The sequence below is a fragment of the Rhodanobacter sp. Soil_C_14 genome (assembly GCF_057657335.1).
Genome location: NZ_JBDGIQ010000001.1, coordinates 802,781 through 819,184, shown reverse-complemented (window position 1 = coordinate 819,184; position 16,404 = coordinate 802,781). Strand labels below are relative to the sequence as shown.

Below are 16,404 nucleotides of genomic sequence, written 5' to 3'. Positions count from 1 at the left end.
ATCGTCCAGACCGCGTACCTTACCGGAGCCGTCGCACTGCGGGCCGATTCCGTGGTGGGTGCGTCCGGCGACGGTCGCCATCGATCCGCCGGCGAAGGTCGGATCGCGGTTTTACGACAGACCGCGCAAACCGGGTCGACACTTTGCGCGCTGGCGGCTGGAAAGACTGGCCGCACAGCCGCTTGCGCGAGTAGTATCGACCCGGCTGCAAGGGGATTGGAACGGCTCGTCCGGGCTGCGAGGTGGCGCCAGGCAACATGCGTTGCGGCGCACCACGCCTGCGGACGATCGACGGTCCCGATTGCAGCGCCCGAATTCATGCCATCCAGACGCTCGGTTTAGGGGAAACGACTTCATGGACATTGCCGAACTGCTTGCCTTCTCGGTAAAGAACAAGGCCTCGGACTTGCATCTGTCCGCCGGGCTGCCGCCGATGATCCGCGTTGATGGCGATGTCCGCCGCATCAACATCCCTGCGCTGGAACACAAGCAGGTGCACTCGCTGATCTACGACATCATGTCGGACAAGCAGCGGCGCGACTACGAAGAGTTCTACGAGACCGACTTCTCGTTCGAGATTCCCGGGCTGGCCCGTTTCCGCGTCAACGCGTTCAACCAGAATCGCGGCGCTGGCGCGGTGTTCCGTACCATTCCGTCCGAAGTGCTGACCCTGGAAGACCTGGGTTGTCCCCGGGTGTTCAAGGAACTGATCGAACAGCCGCAGGGCCTGATCCTGGTGACCGGCCCGACCGGCTCGGGCAAGTCGACCACGCTGGCGGCGATGGTCGACCACATCAACAAGAACGAATACGGTCACATGCTCTCGGTCGAGGACCCGATCGAGTTCGTGCATACCTCGCAGAAGTGCCTGATCAACCAGCGCGAAGTGCATCGCGACACGCACGGCTTCAACGAGGCGTTGCGCTCGGCGTTGCGCGAGGATCCGGACTACATCCTGGTCGGCGAGTTGCGCGACCTGGAAACCATCCGCCTGGCGCTGACCGCCGCGGAAACCGGCCACCTGGTGTTCGCCACCGTGCACACCAGCTCGGCGGCGAAGACCATTGACCGCATCATCGACGTGTTCCCCGCCGGCGAGAAGCCGATGGTGCGCTCGATGCTGTCCGAGTCGCTGCGCGCGGTCATCTCGCAGTCGCTGCTGAAGAAGGTCGGCGGGGGCCGCATCGCGGCGCACGAGATCATGGTCGGCATCCCGGCGATCCGCAACCTGATCCGCGAGGACAAGGTCGCGCAGATGTATTCGTCGATCCAGACCGGCCAGCAGTTCGGCATGCAGACGCTTGACCAGTGCCTGCAGGACCTGGTCAAGCGTGGCCTGGTGACCCGTCAGGAGGCCTCGATGTACGCCAAGAACAAGGACAGCTTCAAGTGAAGCGGGGATTCGGGATTCGGAAATCGGGATTGGCACGAGCCAACGCCCGGCCCGATTCCCGGCGTCGGCTTTTCTGACGAATCCCGAATCCCGAATCTCGAATCCCTGAGGTAGAGCCATGAGCGATTTTGATTTCACCTCCTTCCTGAAGCTGATGGTGCACAAGAAGGCGTCCGACCTGTTCATCACCGCGGGCGTGGCGCCGTCGATGAAGGTGCAGGGCCGCATCGTGCCGATCACGCAGAGCCCGCTCAGCGTGCAGCAGTCGCGTGACATGGTGCTCAACGTGATGACGCCGGGCCAGCGCGAGGAGTTCGAGAAGACCCACGAATGCCAGTTCGCGATCTCCGCCCAGGGCGTGGGTCGGTTCCGCGTCTCGTGCTTCTACCAGCGCAACTGCGTCGGCATGGTGCTGCGCCGTATCGAGTCGAAGATTCCGTCGATCGAGGAGCTGACCCTGCCGCCGGTACTCAAGCAGCTGGCGATGACCAAGCGCGGCATCATCGTCTTCGTGGGCGCCACCGGCTCGGGCAAATCGACCTCGCTGGCGGCGATGATCGGCTACCGCAACCAGAATTCGACCGGCCACATCATCACCATCGAGGACCCGATCGAATACGTGCACAAGCACGAGGGCTGCATCATCACCCAGCGCGAAGTCGGCATCGACACCGACACCTGGGACAACGCCCTGAAGAACACCCTGCGCCAGGCGCCGGACGTGATCATGATCGGCGAGGTGCGCACCCGCGAGGGCATGGACCACGCGATTGCCTTCGCCGAAACCGGCCACTTGGTGCTGTGCACCCTGCACGCGAACAACGCGAACCAGGCCATGGATCGCATCCTGCACTTCTTTCCGGAAGACCGTCGCCAGCAGCTGCTGATGGACCTTTCGCTGAACCTGAAGGGCATCGTGGCGCAGATGCTGATCCCCACCCCGGACGGCAAGGCACGCCGCGTGGCGGTGGAAGTGCTGCTGGGCACGCCGCTGGTGCAGGACTACATCCGCCAGGGCGAGATCCACAAGCTGAAGGAAGTGATGAAGGAATCCACCCTCTTGGGCATGAAGACGTTCGACCAGGCCCTGGTCGAGCTCTATCACGCCGGCGAGATCAGCTACGAGGACGCGTTGCGTTACGCCGACAGCTCCAACGAGGTGCGCCTGCGCATCAAGCTGGCGCAGGGCGGCGATGCGCATACCCTGTCGCAGGGTCTGGACGGCGTGGAACTGGAAGAGACGCGCGACGGGAACAATCTTGGTGGTGCGAATTTCCTCAATCGCTGAGGCGCCTGCCGGATGAAGAAAAAGGCGCCCTGGGGCGCCTTTTTCGTTTCAGCAAGGTGGCATCGCCACCGTCATGCCGTGATCATTTTTCGGCCACGCCGACGGTGAGGCCGCTGGTGTCGACACTCTTGACGCCCTTGACGCTCCGGGCCACGCGCTCGGCGCTGTCTTTCTCCGCGGCGCTGGAAACGGTACCGCTGAGGGTCACCACGCCATCGTTGGTCGACACCGAGATGTCGGTGGCGGAAACGCCCTTGGTGGTGCCGAACTCGGACTTCACCTTGGTGGTGATCCAGGCATCGGCGGCCTTGTCGGGAACGGTCTGGTTGTCCGACGCCTTCTGCATCTGGCCGGCGTTGTCCTGGGCCATCACCTGGCCGAACGGAATGGCCGCGAAGCCGAACATCATGGCGGTGGCATAAAGGCTGGTGCGGATCTTGGAATTGCGCATATCGATCTCCCTGACTGGCGGTGAGGGCCTGCCGGTGGCAGGCGGGATGCCATGCAGCGGCTTCCTTGGGACATGGCACCAGCCGGAGGGTGAAATGCATGTCGCCGCGACACGCCCCGTTCAGTCCCCGATCACGGATGCGAACGGGATGTCATCGGCATGTTCGACATCTGTTCGTTGCGGGCACAAAAAAGCCGGGACGCGACGGCGCCCCGGCTTCTGGTCCAGACGATCGGGTTACTTCAGCACGGTCTGGCTGGTGATCACCATGCCGCTCTTGTCGACGTGCATCTCGGCATCGATGCTGTCGACCCGTTCGGCCTGGGCCTTCATCGCGGCGAACTGCGCCCTGGAACGGGCCAGTTCGTCGGCGGCGCTGGTGGCGTCGCTGCCGTCGTCGATCGACGGCTCGTCACTCTTGCCCAGCGTCGCGGTGGCAGCAGCCAGCGCGTCCAGTTTCTGTTCCATCAATTGCAGCCAGCTGACGTACATGGCGCCGCTGATGTGCATCCGCGTCATCTGGCCGGCGTCGCCGCCGGGTTCCTTGAGCGTGTCGGCCAGGTGGCTGTCTTCGCCGGCACCGACGCCGAGCGCGAGCGCCTTTTCACTCATCGCCACCCATGCAGGCTGGCCCAGCATGCTGACCATGTCCTTGGGCAGCGCCTGCGGCGTGCCGTCGTGGCCCAGCTTCAGCTGGGACAGCGCGGGCACCATCATCTGGCCCATCGCCAGCAGTCCTTCGGGATTGCTGGTGCCGAGCACCAGGCGCCCGGTGAACGAAGGCATCGCGGAATCCTTGCCGGCGCTCAGCGAATCCAGCGCCAGGCGCACTCCCAACATGTCGCCGAACGGCGGAATCGCCGCCTTCTGCATGGCCGGGCCCAGCTTGGCGAAGCTGTCGTTGAGGTCGGTCAGCGAGGCACAGGTGAACGGCTTGGCGGCGACCGCGTCAGCCTGCGCCATCCAGAAGCCGCGCATGCTGGCGATCGGCAGCGCGATGCTGAGGTCGAACGGCGCGCTGCCGGCCTTGCCCAGCCCGGGCAAGGCCACCTTCAGGCCGGCGAAGGCCTGGCTGATGTCGTCCGCCAGGGCGATGTCGACGCGGGCGTCCTGGTGCTTCGCATCGAGCTGCGTGTAGCCGAAGCTGATGGTGGGCACGCGGGCGGCGATGCGCGCCGCGTCCGCACTGCAGCTGGGCGAGGTCTGCAATTGGGTGGCCACCGGCTCGCCGGTCTTGGCCGACACCGCCTGGGCGCGGGCCTTCTGGATCGCATTCACCAGCGGGTCCTTGCCGCTCACCGCCAGCGGCAGCGCGCGGGTGAGGTCGAACTGGCCGACCAGCCACTTCTGGTAACCCTTGGCCTTGGCCAGGGTGGCCAGGCGACCGTCGTCCTGCAGGCTCTTCTGCGGACGGTCCAGTCCCAGTGCCTGGCGCAACAGCGCCGGCGAAGCATCGCCGGGCAGCAGCGCAGCGACCGCCTGCTTGCCGACGGTGGCCAGGATCATCTGCGTGCCCGAGGCGGCGGAAGTGAAGCGGCGATAGGACTGCTTGTCGAGGCTGGCCACTTCCAGCTTCTTGCCGTAAGCGGTTTCCAGCCGGCCGACGAAGGCGTCGAACGCGGCGGGGTCACTCAGGTCGAAGCGGGCGACCGGGGCCAGGCCCAGGCCATAGAACGCGGAATAGCCCTTGAGATTGATGCCTGCGCCTTCGGCGAAGGTTTCGATGGTCTTGCCCTTGAACTCGGCGTGCAGCGCGCGCAGCAGGCGCGCACCCTCCGGGTCCTTCGCGGCCAGCCGGTCGGCGGCGGCATCCAGTTGTGCCAGCTGGGATGGCAGTTGCGCATCGGCTTGCGCGAGCAGGGCGCCACGGGTGCTGTCGTCCATGGTGTCGAGATTGGCCATCACGTACGGCGTGTCCGCCGGAACGTAAGCCAGTGGTGCATCCTTGTCCTTGTGCCCGCAGGCCGCCAGCATGATGCCGGCGAAGCCCAGCGCGATGTATCGCGTCGTCGATCGCATGATGATCCCCAGTGTGGTGAATGCTGCGCGGGACATTATGCCCGCTTGCCCGGGGCCGTGCTGCGGTGCCGTAATCGCTGCGCTTCAGCGTGCCAGCACTTCGTTCAGCACGGCCATGCGCACGAACACGCCATTGCCCACCTGTTCCAGGATGCGCGACTGCGCGCCGTCGGCGACGTCGGAGGCGATTTCGATGCCGCGGTTGATCGGTCCCGGGTGCATCACCAGGCAGCCGGGGGCGGCCCGCGCCAGGCGCCGCCGGTCCAGGCCGTAGTGGGCGAAGTAGGCGGCCTCGTCGGGCAGCTCGATGCTGGCCATGCGCTCTTTTTGCAGGCGCAGCATGATCACCGCGTCGGCGCCTTCGATGGCCTCGTCGAAATCCTCATGGCGCGAGCCTTTGGGCACCTCGTTGGCATCAGGCATCAGCTCGGCGGGTCCGCACAGGCGGATCTCCTTCACGCCGAGCGCGTTCAAGGCGCTGATGTCCGAGCGCGCCACGCGCGAGTGCTTGATGTCGCCGCAGATCACGACGCGCAGGTTCTCCAGGTCTGGCCGATGCTGGCGGATGGTCAGTGCGTCCAGCAGGCCCTGGGTGGGATGGGCCCGGTTGCCGTCACCCGCATTGATCACCGACACCCCGCTCATGGCGTGGCGAACCAGCTCGTCCGGCGTGCCGGACTGCTTGTGCCGCACGATGATGGCGTCCAGGTGCATCGCTTCCAGCGTATGCAGCGTGTCGAACAGTTCCTCGCCCTTGCTGGTCGAGGACAGCCCGATGTCGAAGTTGATCACGTCGGCGCCCAGCCGCCTCGCCGCCAGCTCGAACGAGGTGCGGGTGCGCGTGGAGGGTTCGAAGAACAGGTTCAGCACTGTGCGTCCGGCCAGCACGTCGAGCTTGCGGGTGCCGTGGGCGCAGGCGTCGCGCAGGGCCTCGGCGCGGTCGAGCAGGCGCTCGATGGTCTCGCGCGGCAGGTTTTCCAGGGTGGTGAGGTGGCGCAGGCGAGGACTCATGGCGGGCGGTCTGGAGGTGGGAGGGGTTCTAGTGATCGGCGTCTGGCGCGCTGCTCGTCGTGGCCATGCCGAGCCAGCGCTCCAGCACGACCGCGGCGGCTTCGGCGTCGATGGCTGCCGCGTCGCGGCGTCGCTTCAGGCCCAGCGCGCGGGCGCCGGCAAAACGCTGGGCGGCTTCCTGCGAGCTGTGTCGCTCGTCGACCAGCACCACGGGCAGCCCGTAGCGCTCCTGCAATTGCGCTGCGAAACGGCGGGCACGACGGCTGGCCGGCTGCTCGGCACCATCCAGGGTCAGCGGCAGGCCGACCACGAGAGTGTCCGGTTGCCATTCGCGGCGCAGCGTATCGAGCCGGTTCCAGTCCGGTGTGTCGTCATGCACGGCCAGCGTGGCCAGTGCGCGGGCGCTGGCGGTGAAGCTGTTGCCGATCGCCACGCCGGTGATCTTGCTGCCGACATCGAAGCCGAACGCGCAACTCATGCGTGGCCCGCGTAACCGGACAACTGGCGCGGATCGACGCCGACCAGTCCGGCCGCGGCGCTCCAGCGCTCTTCCAGCGGCGTGTCGAACACCACCCGGTCGCTGGCTTCGGCGGTCAGCCAGGCATTGGCCATCAGTTCCTGTTCCAGCTGGCCGGCGTCCCAACCCGCGTAGCCGAGCACCATGATCGCCTGGCGCGGGCCTTCACCGGCGGCCATGGCGACGAGGATGTCGCGCGAGGTGGTGACCGACCAGTGGTCGTTGATGCGGTAGCTGGAATCCCAGGGGCCGGGCTCGCGATGCAGCACGAAGCCGCGCTCCTGTTGCACCGGGCCACCGATCAGGACCGGTGCGTCGGCCAGTTCGCTGTCCGCGCACTCCAGCTTCATCTGGGCCAGCACGTCGCCGAAGCTGTACTCGGAAAGCTGGTTGACCAGCAGGCCGACCGCGCCATCCTCGTCGTGCTGGCACAGCAGGGCGACGCCGCGCGAGAACGGCGGATCGGCCAGGTTGGGCATGGCGATCAGGAAGTGCCCGGTGAGTGTCGATGGCTGCACGGCGGTCATGTGCGCATTGTAAGCGCAGTGCGGGTCGTTCGCCGAACCGCGAGCCGCGAGGTTCAGCGAGTCTGCAGCACGTTGTTCGGCTGGAAGCGCCAGGTGCGGGTGATGTTGAGCTGGTCGATGCGTTCGGCGCTTTTCGGGGCCGGCGGGAACGGGGCCGCCAGGCGCACGATGCGCTCGGCGGCGGCATCGAGCACTTTCTGGCCGGAGCTCTGGATGACTTCGATGGTCTTGATGCTGCCATCGAGGTTGAGCACCACGGTGAGCAGCACGTCGCCGTGCAAGCCCTGGCGGCGCGCCTCTTCGGGGTAGTTGAGGTTGCCCACCCGCTCCACCCGGTCGGACCAGCCCCGCATGTAGGCGGCGTAGGCGTATTCGCGGGTACTGGCGGTGAGGTACTTCACCTTGGGCCGCTTGGCGTAGTCGACCTTCTTCTTGCGCAGTTCGGCGGCCAGTTGCGCGATGGCCTCGCGGCGCTTCAGTTCTTCCGCCGTCGGGGTCAGCTGCTGGGGGTCCACCTGATCCCGGGCGGTGTCGCTGGTCACCTGGAAGTCGCTGGCGCTGCTGGTGGTGACCATGCGGGTCGGGGTGGCCTCGCGTGGCTGCGGCGTGGTGGCGTCGACGGGTTGCGCCGCAATCCCGGGGTCGGGCTTGGGGATGGCGCCGGAAAACGGCGCCGACGGGCGCGCGGCACGATCGCTCTGGCCGCCGCCGGTGTTGTTGGCCTGGGCCAGGAAGTCCGCCTTGTCCGGCGCCTGCCGGTTGGCCACGTTGACCAGGGTGACGTCCAGCGTGGGCAGGCTGGGCGAGGGCTTCACGAAGTGGAAGGTGATGCCCAGCAGCAACACGCCATGCAGAAGCAGCGAAAACAGGAAAGTGGCGCCAATCGGATCGGGCGGGGAGTTGACGCTTGCAGTGTGGCTCACGCGGCGCGGTTTCCGGAAACGTGCTGCTCGATGACGTCGAACAGCTGACCGGCAATGTTAAGCCCGAACTGGGCGTCGAGTTCACGTACACAGGTCGGGGATGTGATGTTGATCTCGGTCAGGTAATCGCCGATCACGTCGAGGCCGACGAACAGCAGGCCGCGCCGGCGCAGTTCGGGCGCCACCTGTTCGACGATCCAGCGGTCGCGATCGGACAGCGGAACCCCTTCGCCGCGCCCGCCGGCAGCGAGGTTGCCGCGGAACTCGTTGCCCTGGGGGATTCGCGCCAGGGCGTAGGGGACCGGTTCGCCATCGATCACCAGGATGCGCTTGTCGCCCGCGGTGATTTCCGGGATGTACTTCTGGGCGATCGCGAACTGGCGCCCTTCGCCGTGGGCGTCACCACCCAGCAGCGTCTCCAGCATCGAGTTGAGGTTGCTGTCGCCCGCCCGCGCCCGGAAGATGCCGCGGCCACCCATGCCATCCAGCGGCTTCAGCACCACTTCGCCGTGCTCGGCGGCGAATCGGCGCAGTTCGCCGGCATCGCGCGCCACCAGGGTCGGCGCGATGCATTGCCCGAATTGCAGGGCAAACAGCTTTTCATTGCAGTCGCGCAGCGAGCGCGGGTCGTTGACCACGGCCACGCCGCCGTGCTGGGCGACTTCCAGCACCATGGTGTCGTAGATGAACTGCGCATCGACCGGCGGGTCCTTGCGCATCAGCACCACGTCGAGCTGGCGCAGGTCGCGCCATTGCGGCGTGCCCAGGGTGTGCCAGTGGGCCGGATCATCACGGACCTCGAGCGTGGCCATGCGCCCCCACGGATCACCGTTGCGCAGCGCCAGGTCGCCCTGTTCGAGGTAGTGCAGCGAATGGCCGCGGCGCTGCGCTTCCAACAGCATTGCGAAGCTGCTGTCCTTTGCCACCTTGATTGCGCCGATGGGGTCCATCAGCACGCCGATCGCGAGGCTCATCGTGATTCTCCGGAATGGGCCGCCACGCGGAGGGGAGCGGGACAGCAGGCCGCTATATTAAGATGGAAGACCGCGGAGGCCATCACGTCACGACGCGGACGGCAGCGGTCGAGGCTGTCGTCGGTGGCCAGATGGTGCCACTATGGGTCACCTTGTGCAGTCCTCAGACAACACGGGTGATTATTGCTTGACAGTCTCGGCGGGCAGGCAGTAAACAGCAAAGCCATCGGAATCACCGTCCCAGAGCGGTTGCCGATGGCTCGTCAAGAATAAACTTTGCATGCGCACCGTCCGGCATGGACGTTGCATGTCGTGGTGCCTATCCTGAGCTCGGGGCGGGCCGCAGGGGGAGTGAGTGAATTTGAACGTGAGTGCTAACGATTTGGCTGGTCTCAAGGTCATGGTGATCGATGACTCGAAGACCATCCGCCGCACGGCCGAGACCCTTCTGAAGAAAGAGGGCTGCGACGTGCTGACTGCGGTCGACGGGTTCGAGGCCCTGGCCAAGATCTCCGACCAGAAGCCGGCGATCATCTTCGTCGACATCATGATGCCGCGGCTGGACGGCTATCAGACCTGCGCGCTGATCAAGAACAACCCCCAGTTCCGCGCCACGCCGGTGATCATGCTGTCCTCCAAGGACGGCCTCTTCGACAAGGCTCGTGGCCGCATCGTGGGTGCCGAACAGTATCTGACCAAGCCGTTCACGCGTGACGAGCTGCTTGGTGCCATCCATCGCCATGTCAGCACGGTATCGAGCCACTGACTGCAGATTCTGAGGGGGACCTGTGGCCAATATTCTCATCATCGACGACTCGCCGACCGACGTGCGCGTGTTCACCACCCTGCTTGAACGTGCGGGACACCAGGTGGCGGCGGTGAATACCGCCGAAGAGGGCATCGAGCGCGTGCGCAGCGATCTGCCCGACCTCGTCATCATGGACGTCATCATGCCCGGCATGAACGGCTTCCAGGCAACGCGCACGCTTACCCGCGATCCGAAGACCCAGAACGTCCCGATCGTGATGATCACCACCAAGTCGATGGAAACCGATCGCGTGTGGGGATTGCGCCAGGGTGCGCGGGCCTTCATCACCAAGCCGGTGAACGAAAAAGAACTGCTGGCCTGCATCAACGAATTGTTGCCGAGCGAGAAATGAACCAGTCCGTCAACCGCACCCCTTTCGAGATCCTTGCCCAGTACGAGCGGCTGTCGCTGGCTCACGCGTCGGACACCCAGGAAAAGTTCGAGGCGCCCGGACTGTGGCGCGGCATCGGTTTCCGGGTGGGTTCGCGCCTGCTGGTCAGCGGCATCGACGAGATCAACGAGTTGCTGGCCGTGCCCGTGCTCACCGCCGTGCCGGGCACCCAGCCCTGGCTGCTCGGCGTGGCCAATGTGCGCGGCAACCTGGTGCCGGTGATCGACTTCGGCCGATTCCTGTTCGGCGAGCGCACGCAGCACACCGACCGGACCCGCTTGCTGGTGGTGCGTCAGGGTGGCGGCAACGTGGCCCTGCTGGTGGACGAGGTGTTCGGCCAGCGTACGGTCGACGAGGAACAGCGGCGCGATGCCGGGCGCGAAGATGATCCGCGACTGGTGCGTTTCGCCGAAAGCCGGGTGGGCGAGCAACAGATGGCCATTTTCAGCATGAACCGGCTGGTGCGAGCGCCGGATTTCCGCCAGGCCGCCGCCTGAGCACACGCAGGCGGAAGTGGCATGGAGGGCCGGCGCCGGAACGGGCCGGAAACTTGGGACAATATTCCCTGGCCGGTATCCGCTGTGCGGGGCCGGCAATGCAGACAGTTAGACGGATGAGGTGAACATGAGCACTACAGGGGGCGTCAGCAGGGAACGCGGTTACACCGCACTCATTGTCCTGCTGCTGATTGCGATCGGTTTCGCGGCACTGGATTTCTTCCTGCTCAACCAGAAGAACAGTGAAGATCGCCAGGCGATCGCGCTGACCACGCAGATCCAGGTGCTGTCACAGCAGACGGCGAAGTTCGCGCTGGAATCGGCCGATGGCAACACCGACTCCTTCAAGGAGCTCGAGTCCACCCGCAACGCGATTGATTCCGCGGTGCAGCGGCTGAACAAGGGTGATCCCAAGGGCGGCATGCAGCCGTATGCGGACAACAACGTCACCCCCGCGGGTCGCGCCGTCAATGCGCTGGATGCTTCCTGGAGACAGCTCGACGCCGACATCGGCAAGATCCTGTCGAACAAGGCCGTGGTGCTCGACTCCGGACAGCGCGCCGCCACGCTTTCGCAGCAGATGCCCCTGCTCAACTCGAGCATGGAGCAGGTGGTCAACATCCTGCAGCAGCGCAACGGCAGCTCCGAACAGATGCTGGGCACCTCCCGCCAGATGCTGTCGGCTGACCGAATCATCCGCCGCGTGCAGGAAGTGCTGCAGGGTGGTGACAGCGCCCAGTCTGCCGCCGACGGCCTGTTCCGCGACGCGCAGTTGTACGGCAACGTGCTCAAGGGCCTGATCGAAGGCAACCCCGACAGCGGCGTGAAGCCGATCAACGACTCCAACGCCCGCAAGATCCTGACCGACATGGACGCCAGCTGGAACCAGCTGGCCGACCCGGTTTCCAAGCTGGTCGCCGCCGCCGGCAACATCGCCGACGTGAAGCGCGCCGGCAACCAGGCTTCGCTGGATTCGCAGACCGTGCTGCTGCGTGCAAACGACCTGTCCGAGCAGATCGGCAAGCTGCCGCTGCGCCGGCTGTTCCCGAACGTGTGGTGGGGCCTGCTCGGCGCGATCGCCGCGGTGGCCTTCGCCCTGTTGCTGGTCATCACCCTGGTGCGCGACCAGCGCAAGCGGTTCGCCCAGAGTACCGAGCTGAACCAGCGCAACCAGGAGGCGATCATGCGCCTGCTGGACGAGATGGGCTCGCTGGCGGAAGGCGACCTGACCGTGAAGACCACGGTGTCCGAAGACATCACCGGCGCCATCGCCGACTCGGTGAACTACGCCATCGACGAGCTGCGTTCACTGGTGACCACGATCAACGAGACCTCCGAGCAGGTCTCCTCGTCGGCGCAGGAAACCCAGACCACCGCCCGCCATCTCGCCAACGCGGCGGAACAGCAGGCACAGCAGATCAGCTCGGCCACCTCGGCCATCAACCAGATCGTGACCTCGATGGACACGGTGTCCAGGGATTCGGCCGAATCGGCCGACGTGGCGGAACGATCGGTGAAGATCGCCTCGCACGGCGCCGAAGTGGTGCGCGAGACGATCTCCGGCATGGACTCGATCCGCGACCAGATCCAGGAGACCTCCAAACGCATCAAGCGACTGGGCGAATCCTCGCAGGAGATCGGCTCGATCGTCGAACTGATCAACGACATCGCCGAGCAGACCAACATCCTGGCGTTGAACGCGGCGATCCAGGCGGCCTCGGCCGGTGAGGCGGGCCGCGGTTTCGCGGTCGTGGCGGACGAAGTGCAGCGACTGGCCGAACGCTCGACCAGCGCCACCAAGCGTATCGAAACGCTGGTGCAGACGATTCAGTCCGATACCAACGAGGCGGTGAACTCGATGGAACAGACCACCGCCGAGGTGGTCGCCGGTGCACGCCTGGCGGAGGATGCCGGTAGCGCACTGGGTGACATCGAACGCGTTTCGCACGATCTGTCCGCGCTGATTCAGAACATCTCGACCGCAGCACGCGAGCAGTCCGCGGCGGCGACGGATGTCTCCGTCTCGATGAACGCGATTCAGGAAATTACTTCGCAGACCTCGCAAGGTGCCAGCCAGACGGCCGACTCGATCGGTACGCTGGCACAGCTGGCGAGCGATCTGCGGCGTTCGGTGGCTCACTTCAAGCTGCCGGGTTGACATCGGCCGTGCCGCTTTCCGGCGCGATTGAGAAAAGCACAAGACAGGGGGCAGTCTCGATGGTTGCAGGATGCTGGCGTTGTGCAACCATTGAGAGAGGCGCATGAGACTTCAAGACCACATCGATTTCACGACGCTGCAATGGGTCAAGCCGGAGCTCGACGACACCTTGTCGATCGCCCGCGAGGCACTGGAGTCCTACGTCGACAATCCGGGCAAGCGCGATTTCATGCGCACCTGTGCCGACCATCTGCATCAGGTGCAGGGCACCTTGCAGATGGTCGAGCTGTACGGCGCGGCCATGGTCACCGCAGAGATGGAGGCCCTCGCCATCGCCCTGCTGGAGGACCACGTCGCCCAGCGCGAGGAAGCGTATGCCGCGCTGATGCGCGGCCTGATGCAGTTGCCCGACTACCTCGAGCGGCTTTCCAGTGGGCACCGCGACGTGCCGGTGGTGCTGCTGCCGCTGCTCAACGACCTGCGCGCCAGCCGTGGCCAGGAAGCATTGCCCGAATCGGCGATGTTCCACCCCAATCTCGACGCTTTCCTGCCCGAGCAGGCCCCGGCGGCGATGAGCGAGGCCTATGCCGAGGCGCATCGCGCCGAGCTGGTCGACCTGCGCCTGCGCTTCCAGCAGCAGCTGCTCGGCTGGTTTCGCGGCCAGAACGCCGCGGTGCAGCTGGTCAACATGCGCAAGACCCTGCTGGCGATCACTGCCCGCTGCTATCACGTGCATGGGCGACGCCTCTGGTGGATCGCCGCCGGTGTTCTCGAGGGCCTCGAACAGGGTGCATTGAAGGGTTTCGCGGGCGAAGTACGCCAGTTGATCGGCAAGGTCGACCGCAACATCCGCCTGCTGATCGAGCAGGGCGAACACAGCCTGCGCGGTGGCGAGGCGGACGATGTCGCCTGCAAACTGCTGTACATCGTGGCCCAGGCCAAGCAGCGCAGCCCGCAGATGGAGCTGCTGCGCAGCACCTATGGTCTGGACGCCCTGTTGCCGGATGCCGGCGAACTCGAGCACGCGCGGGGCTCGATGGCGGGACACAATCGTGCCCTGCTCGATTCCGTTTCCCGTGCGTTGAAGGACGACCTGCTGCGCGTCAAGGAAGCGCTGGACCTGTTCCTGCGCCAGCAGAATGGCGACCCCGCCCAGCTGGCCGTGCAGGGCGAGGTGCTCGAGCGCGTCGGCGATACCCTGGGCATGCTGGCGCTGGCCGTGCCGCGCCGCGTGGTCACCGAACAGCGTCGGGTGCTCGACGAGATTGCCAACCGGCTGCGCGCCGCCGACGAAGAGACCCTGCTCGATGTCGCCGGGGCCCTGCTTTACGTCGAGGCCTCGCTGGACGATCACATCGAAAGCCTCGGTTCCGACGGCGAACCGGGCGCTGGCGATGCCATGCACGCGCTGCCACGCAGCGAGGCACTCGGCGTTGTCACCACGCTGATGCAGGAAGCCATCGCCAACACCGGTCGGGTCAAGGACGCGATCGTCGCGTTCGTCGAATCCGGCTGGGAGCACGATCGACTCGCCGGCGCACCGCTGCAGATGGATGAAGTGGCGGGCGCCATGCGCATGCTGTCTTCGCCCCGTCCGGCGGAACTTGCGCAGGGCGTGGGTCGCTTCGTCGATTACGAACTGTTGCAGGATCGGCGCGTGCCCAGCGGCACCCAGATGGATCATCTGGCCGATGCCCTGGCTGCCCTGGAGTATTACCTCGAGGCGGCCCGCGAGCATCGTGGCGGGTTGGAACACATCCTCGACGTGGCCGAGCACAGCCTCGGCCTGCTGGGTTACTGGCCGGTACCCGCCCAGCGCGAAGTCAGCACCGCCCCTGTCGCAGCGGACGCCATGGCGCCGGCTGCGGGTCTCGCTGGCGTCGATGCGGAACATCCGGAACTGTCCGAATCGGTCAGCCTGCTGCCGGGCGTGGATCTCACCGGCCTGTTCGTGGGCGACAGCGGTGCATCCGCGGCCCCGGCGCACTATCTCGACGGTCTGCGCCTGGCCCAGACCGAGGCGCCGGCACCAAACATGCTGGTGGGCGGTGACGCCCATGACGAGGATGGCGACTGGGTCGAGGTCGAGGAGGAAGTGGTCGAGCAGGTGCCGGTGCGCGATGCGCTGGCCGACAACACCCACTTCAACATCGACGCCGAAGGCATCGATGACGATATCCGCGACATCTTCCTGGAAGAGATGCAGGAGGAGATCGACAACCTGCTCGGCGCCGAGAAGACCTGGCTGGCTGATCCCGCGCAGACATCGTCGCTGGTCAGCATTCGTCGTTCGTTCCACACCCTGAAGGGTTCGGGTCGCCTGGTCGGTGCCGGCGTGCTGGGCGAGTTCGCCTGGAAAGTCGAGGACATGCTCAACCGCGTGCTCGACAACAGCATCCAGCCCGATGCCAACGTGCAGGCGCTGGTGCGGCATGCCATCGCCGCGCTGCCCGGATTGCTCGCCGCCCTCAAGGGCGAAGGGCAGCCGAGCGCTCCGCTCAGCGCGATCATGCACACCGCCGAGCAACTGGCGGCGGGCAACCCGGCACGCCTGGAAGACCATGTGTCGACGGCTACCGAAACGGTCCGTCGCACCGTTCGTCGGCGGGTGCCGCGTCTCGACTCGACCGCGGCTTCGGTGCCGACGGCGGGCCTGGCCGGCATGGCTGGCGCGCTTGTCGAAGACGAGCCTGCGGGCCCGGATCACGCCATCGCGATGCCGGTGATGCCTCCGGTCGATCCGGTGCTGCTGGAAATCCTGCGCAGCGAAGTGGCCCAGTATCTGCAGACCATTCGTGGCGCGATCCAGCGTTGCGAGGGCGAACTGCCGGTCGGCGAGGAACTGTTGCGCGCCGTGCACACGCTGCACGGTGCGATTGCGATGGTCGACATCCCCTTGCTGACGCAGTTGCTGTCGCCGCTGGAGTCGCTGTTCAAGCGCCTGCGTGCCGCCAATCTGCCGCTGACCGCCGAGGGCGTCCGCCTGCTTGGGCAGTCCGTCGATGTGGTCGACCACGTCATGGGCCAGTTCGATGCCGCCGAGCCGCAACTGCCGAACGCGGACGTGCTCACCGCGCAGATCGTCCACATGCGCGACGATTATCCCGAGTCGCGCGTGGCGCACGTCGTGTTCGAGCCACAGATCGACGAGCTCGAGCCGGTGCAGCCGGCAACCCCGACCGATCATGCGTTTGTGGATCATGCGGGTGTCGACGAGGCGATCATGGCCGCTTCCCTGGAAGCCGGCATGGCCGAGGCCGCCGCTGCACAGGCGGCCGCGGAAGCCGAGGCCCAGTCGGCGGGGAATGATGCGCAGGACGTCCATCCGGATGATGCGCATCACGCCGAGGTGACCGCCGAGCTGGCGGCCGCGCTCGACGCGTTTGCCCCCGAGGAGGTGGCTGCCGAGCGCGCCGCAGCAGAACAGGCTGCCGCCGAGAGGCTGGC

At 66.0% G+C, this 16,404-nt stretch carries 14 protein-coding genes; 7 read left to right on the top strand and 7 right to left on the bottom strand.

Annotated elements, in window-relative coordinates; all coding sequences use genetic code 11:
- Positions 1 to 355: 355 nt before the first annotated feature.
- The gene (locus AC3A56_RS03855) at positions 356 to 1,393 is read left to right on the top strand and encodes a type IV pilus twitching motility protein PilT (protein WP_056717809.1); all 1,038 of its coding nucleotides are present in this window, start codon (positions 356 to 358) and stop codon (positions 1,391 to 1,393) included.
- A 118-nt stretch (positions 1,394 to 1,511) separates the two neighbouring features.
- Complete coding sequence (locus AC3A56_RS03850) at positions 1,512 to 2,681, top strand: PilT/PilU family type 4a pilus ATPase (protein ID WP_056717810.1); 1,170 nt, start codon at positions 1,512 to 1,514, stop codon at positions 2,679 to 2,681.
- 82 nt (positions 2,682 to 2,763) lie between these two features.
- Here the strand turns inward: AC3A56_RS03850 and AC3A56_RS03845 are convergent, their stop codons facing one another.
- From AC3A56_RS03845 to gshB, 7 genes are all read right to left on the bottom strand, one after another.
- Complete coding sequence (locus tag AC3A56_RS03845; RefSeq protein ID WP_056717811.1) at positions 2,764 to 3,132, bottom strand: BON domain-containing protein; 369 nt, start codon at positions 3,130 to 3,132, stop codon at positions 2,764 to 2,766.
- A 237-nt stretch (positions 3,133 to 3,369) separates the two neighbouring features.
- Positions 3,370 to 5,151: a hypothetical protein gene (locus tag AC3A56_RS03840; protein WP_487769390.1), complete on the bottom strand. Its 1,782-nt coding sequence runs from the start codon at positions 5,149 to 5,151 to the stop codon at positions 3,370 to 3,372.
- Positions 5,152 to 5,235: 84 nt separating this feature from the next.
- Entirely contained in the window at positions 5,236 to 6,162 is a 927-nt protein-coding gene (locus tag AC3A56_RS03835) for an aspartate carbamoyltransferase catalytic subunit (RefSeq protein ID WP_056717813.1), read from the bottom strand.
- A 28-nt stretch (positions 6,163 to 6,190) separates the two neighbouring features.
- Positions 6,191 to 6,640, bottom strand: coding sequence for a Holliday junction resolvase RuvX (gene ruvX / locus AC3A56_RS03830; protein ID WP_056717814.1), 450 nt, complete (start codon positions 6,638 to 6,640; stop codon positions 6,191 to 6,193).
- Positions 6,637 to 7,206 (bottom strand): YqgE/AlgH family protein, encoded by a 570-nt coding sequence (locus AC3A56_RS03825; RefSeq protein ID WP_056717815.1) that lies wholly within the window; start codon positions 7,204 to 7,206, stop codon positions 6,637 to 6,639. Before AC3A56_RS03825 ends, ruvX begins: the two co-directional genes overlap by 4 nt.
- Before the next feature lie 53 nt (positions 7,207 to 7,259).
- Positions 7,260 to 8,129, bottom strand: coding sequence for an energy transducer TonB (locus AC3A56_RS03820; protein ID WP_056717816.1), 870 nt, complete (start codon positions 8,127 to 8,129; stop codon positions 7,260 to 7,262).
- A complete protein-coding gene (gene gshB / locus AC3A56_RS03815) occupies positions 8,126 to 9,103 on the bottom strand; it encodes a glutathione synthase (protein WP_487769389.1) in 978 nt (325 codons plus the stop codon). The genes AC3A56_RS03820 and gshB overlap by 4 nt, the downstream gene beginning before the upstream one ends.
- Positions 9,104 to 9,503: 400 nt before the next feature.
- On the opposite strand from gshB, the gene pilG reads away from it, so the two are divergent.
- From pilG to AC3A56_RS03790, 5 genes are all read left to right on the top strand, one after another.
- Positions 9,504 to 9,869 (top strand): twitching motility response regulator PilG, encoded by a 366-nt coding sequence (pilG, locus tag AC3A56_RS03810; protein ID WP_007809637.1) that lies wholly within the window; start codon positions 9,504 to 9,506, stop codon positions 9,867 to 9,869.
- Between the two features lie 22 nt (positions 9,870 to 9,891).
- Entirely contained in the window at positions 9,892 to 10,263 is a 372-nt protein-coding gene (locus AC3A56_RS03805) for a response regulator (protein WP_056717818.1), read from the top strand.
- Complete coding sequence (locus tag AC3A56_RS03800; RefSeq protein ID WP_056717819.1) at positions 10,260 to 10,799, top strand: chemotaxis protein CheW; 540 nt, start codon at positions 10,260 to 10,262, stop codon at positions 10,797 to 10,799. Before AC3A56_RS03805 ends, AC3A56_RS03800 begins: the two co-directional genes overlap by 4 nt.
- Before the next feature lie 127 nt (positions 10,800 to 10,926).
- The gene (locus AC3A56_RS03795) at positions 10,927 to 12,957 is read left to right on the top strand and encodes a methyl-accepting chemotaxis protein (RefSeq protein WP_056717820.1); all 2,031 of its coding nucleotides are present in this window, start codon (positions 10,927 to 10,929) and stop codon (positions 12,955 to 12,957) included.
- A 103-nt stretch (positions 12,958 to 13,060) separates the two neighbouring features.
- The coding region (locus AC3A56_RS03790; RefSeq protein WP_487769388.1) for a FimL-related protein at positions 13,061 to 16,404 on the top strand (3,344 nt) is incomplete at its 3' end.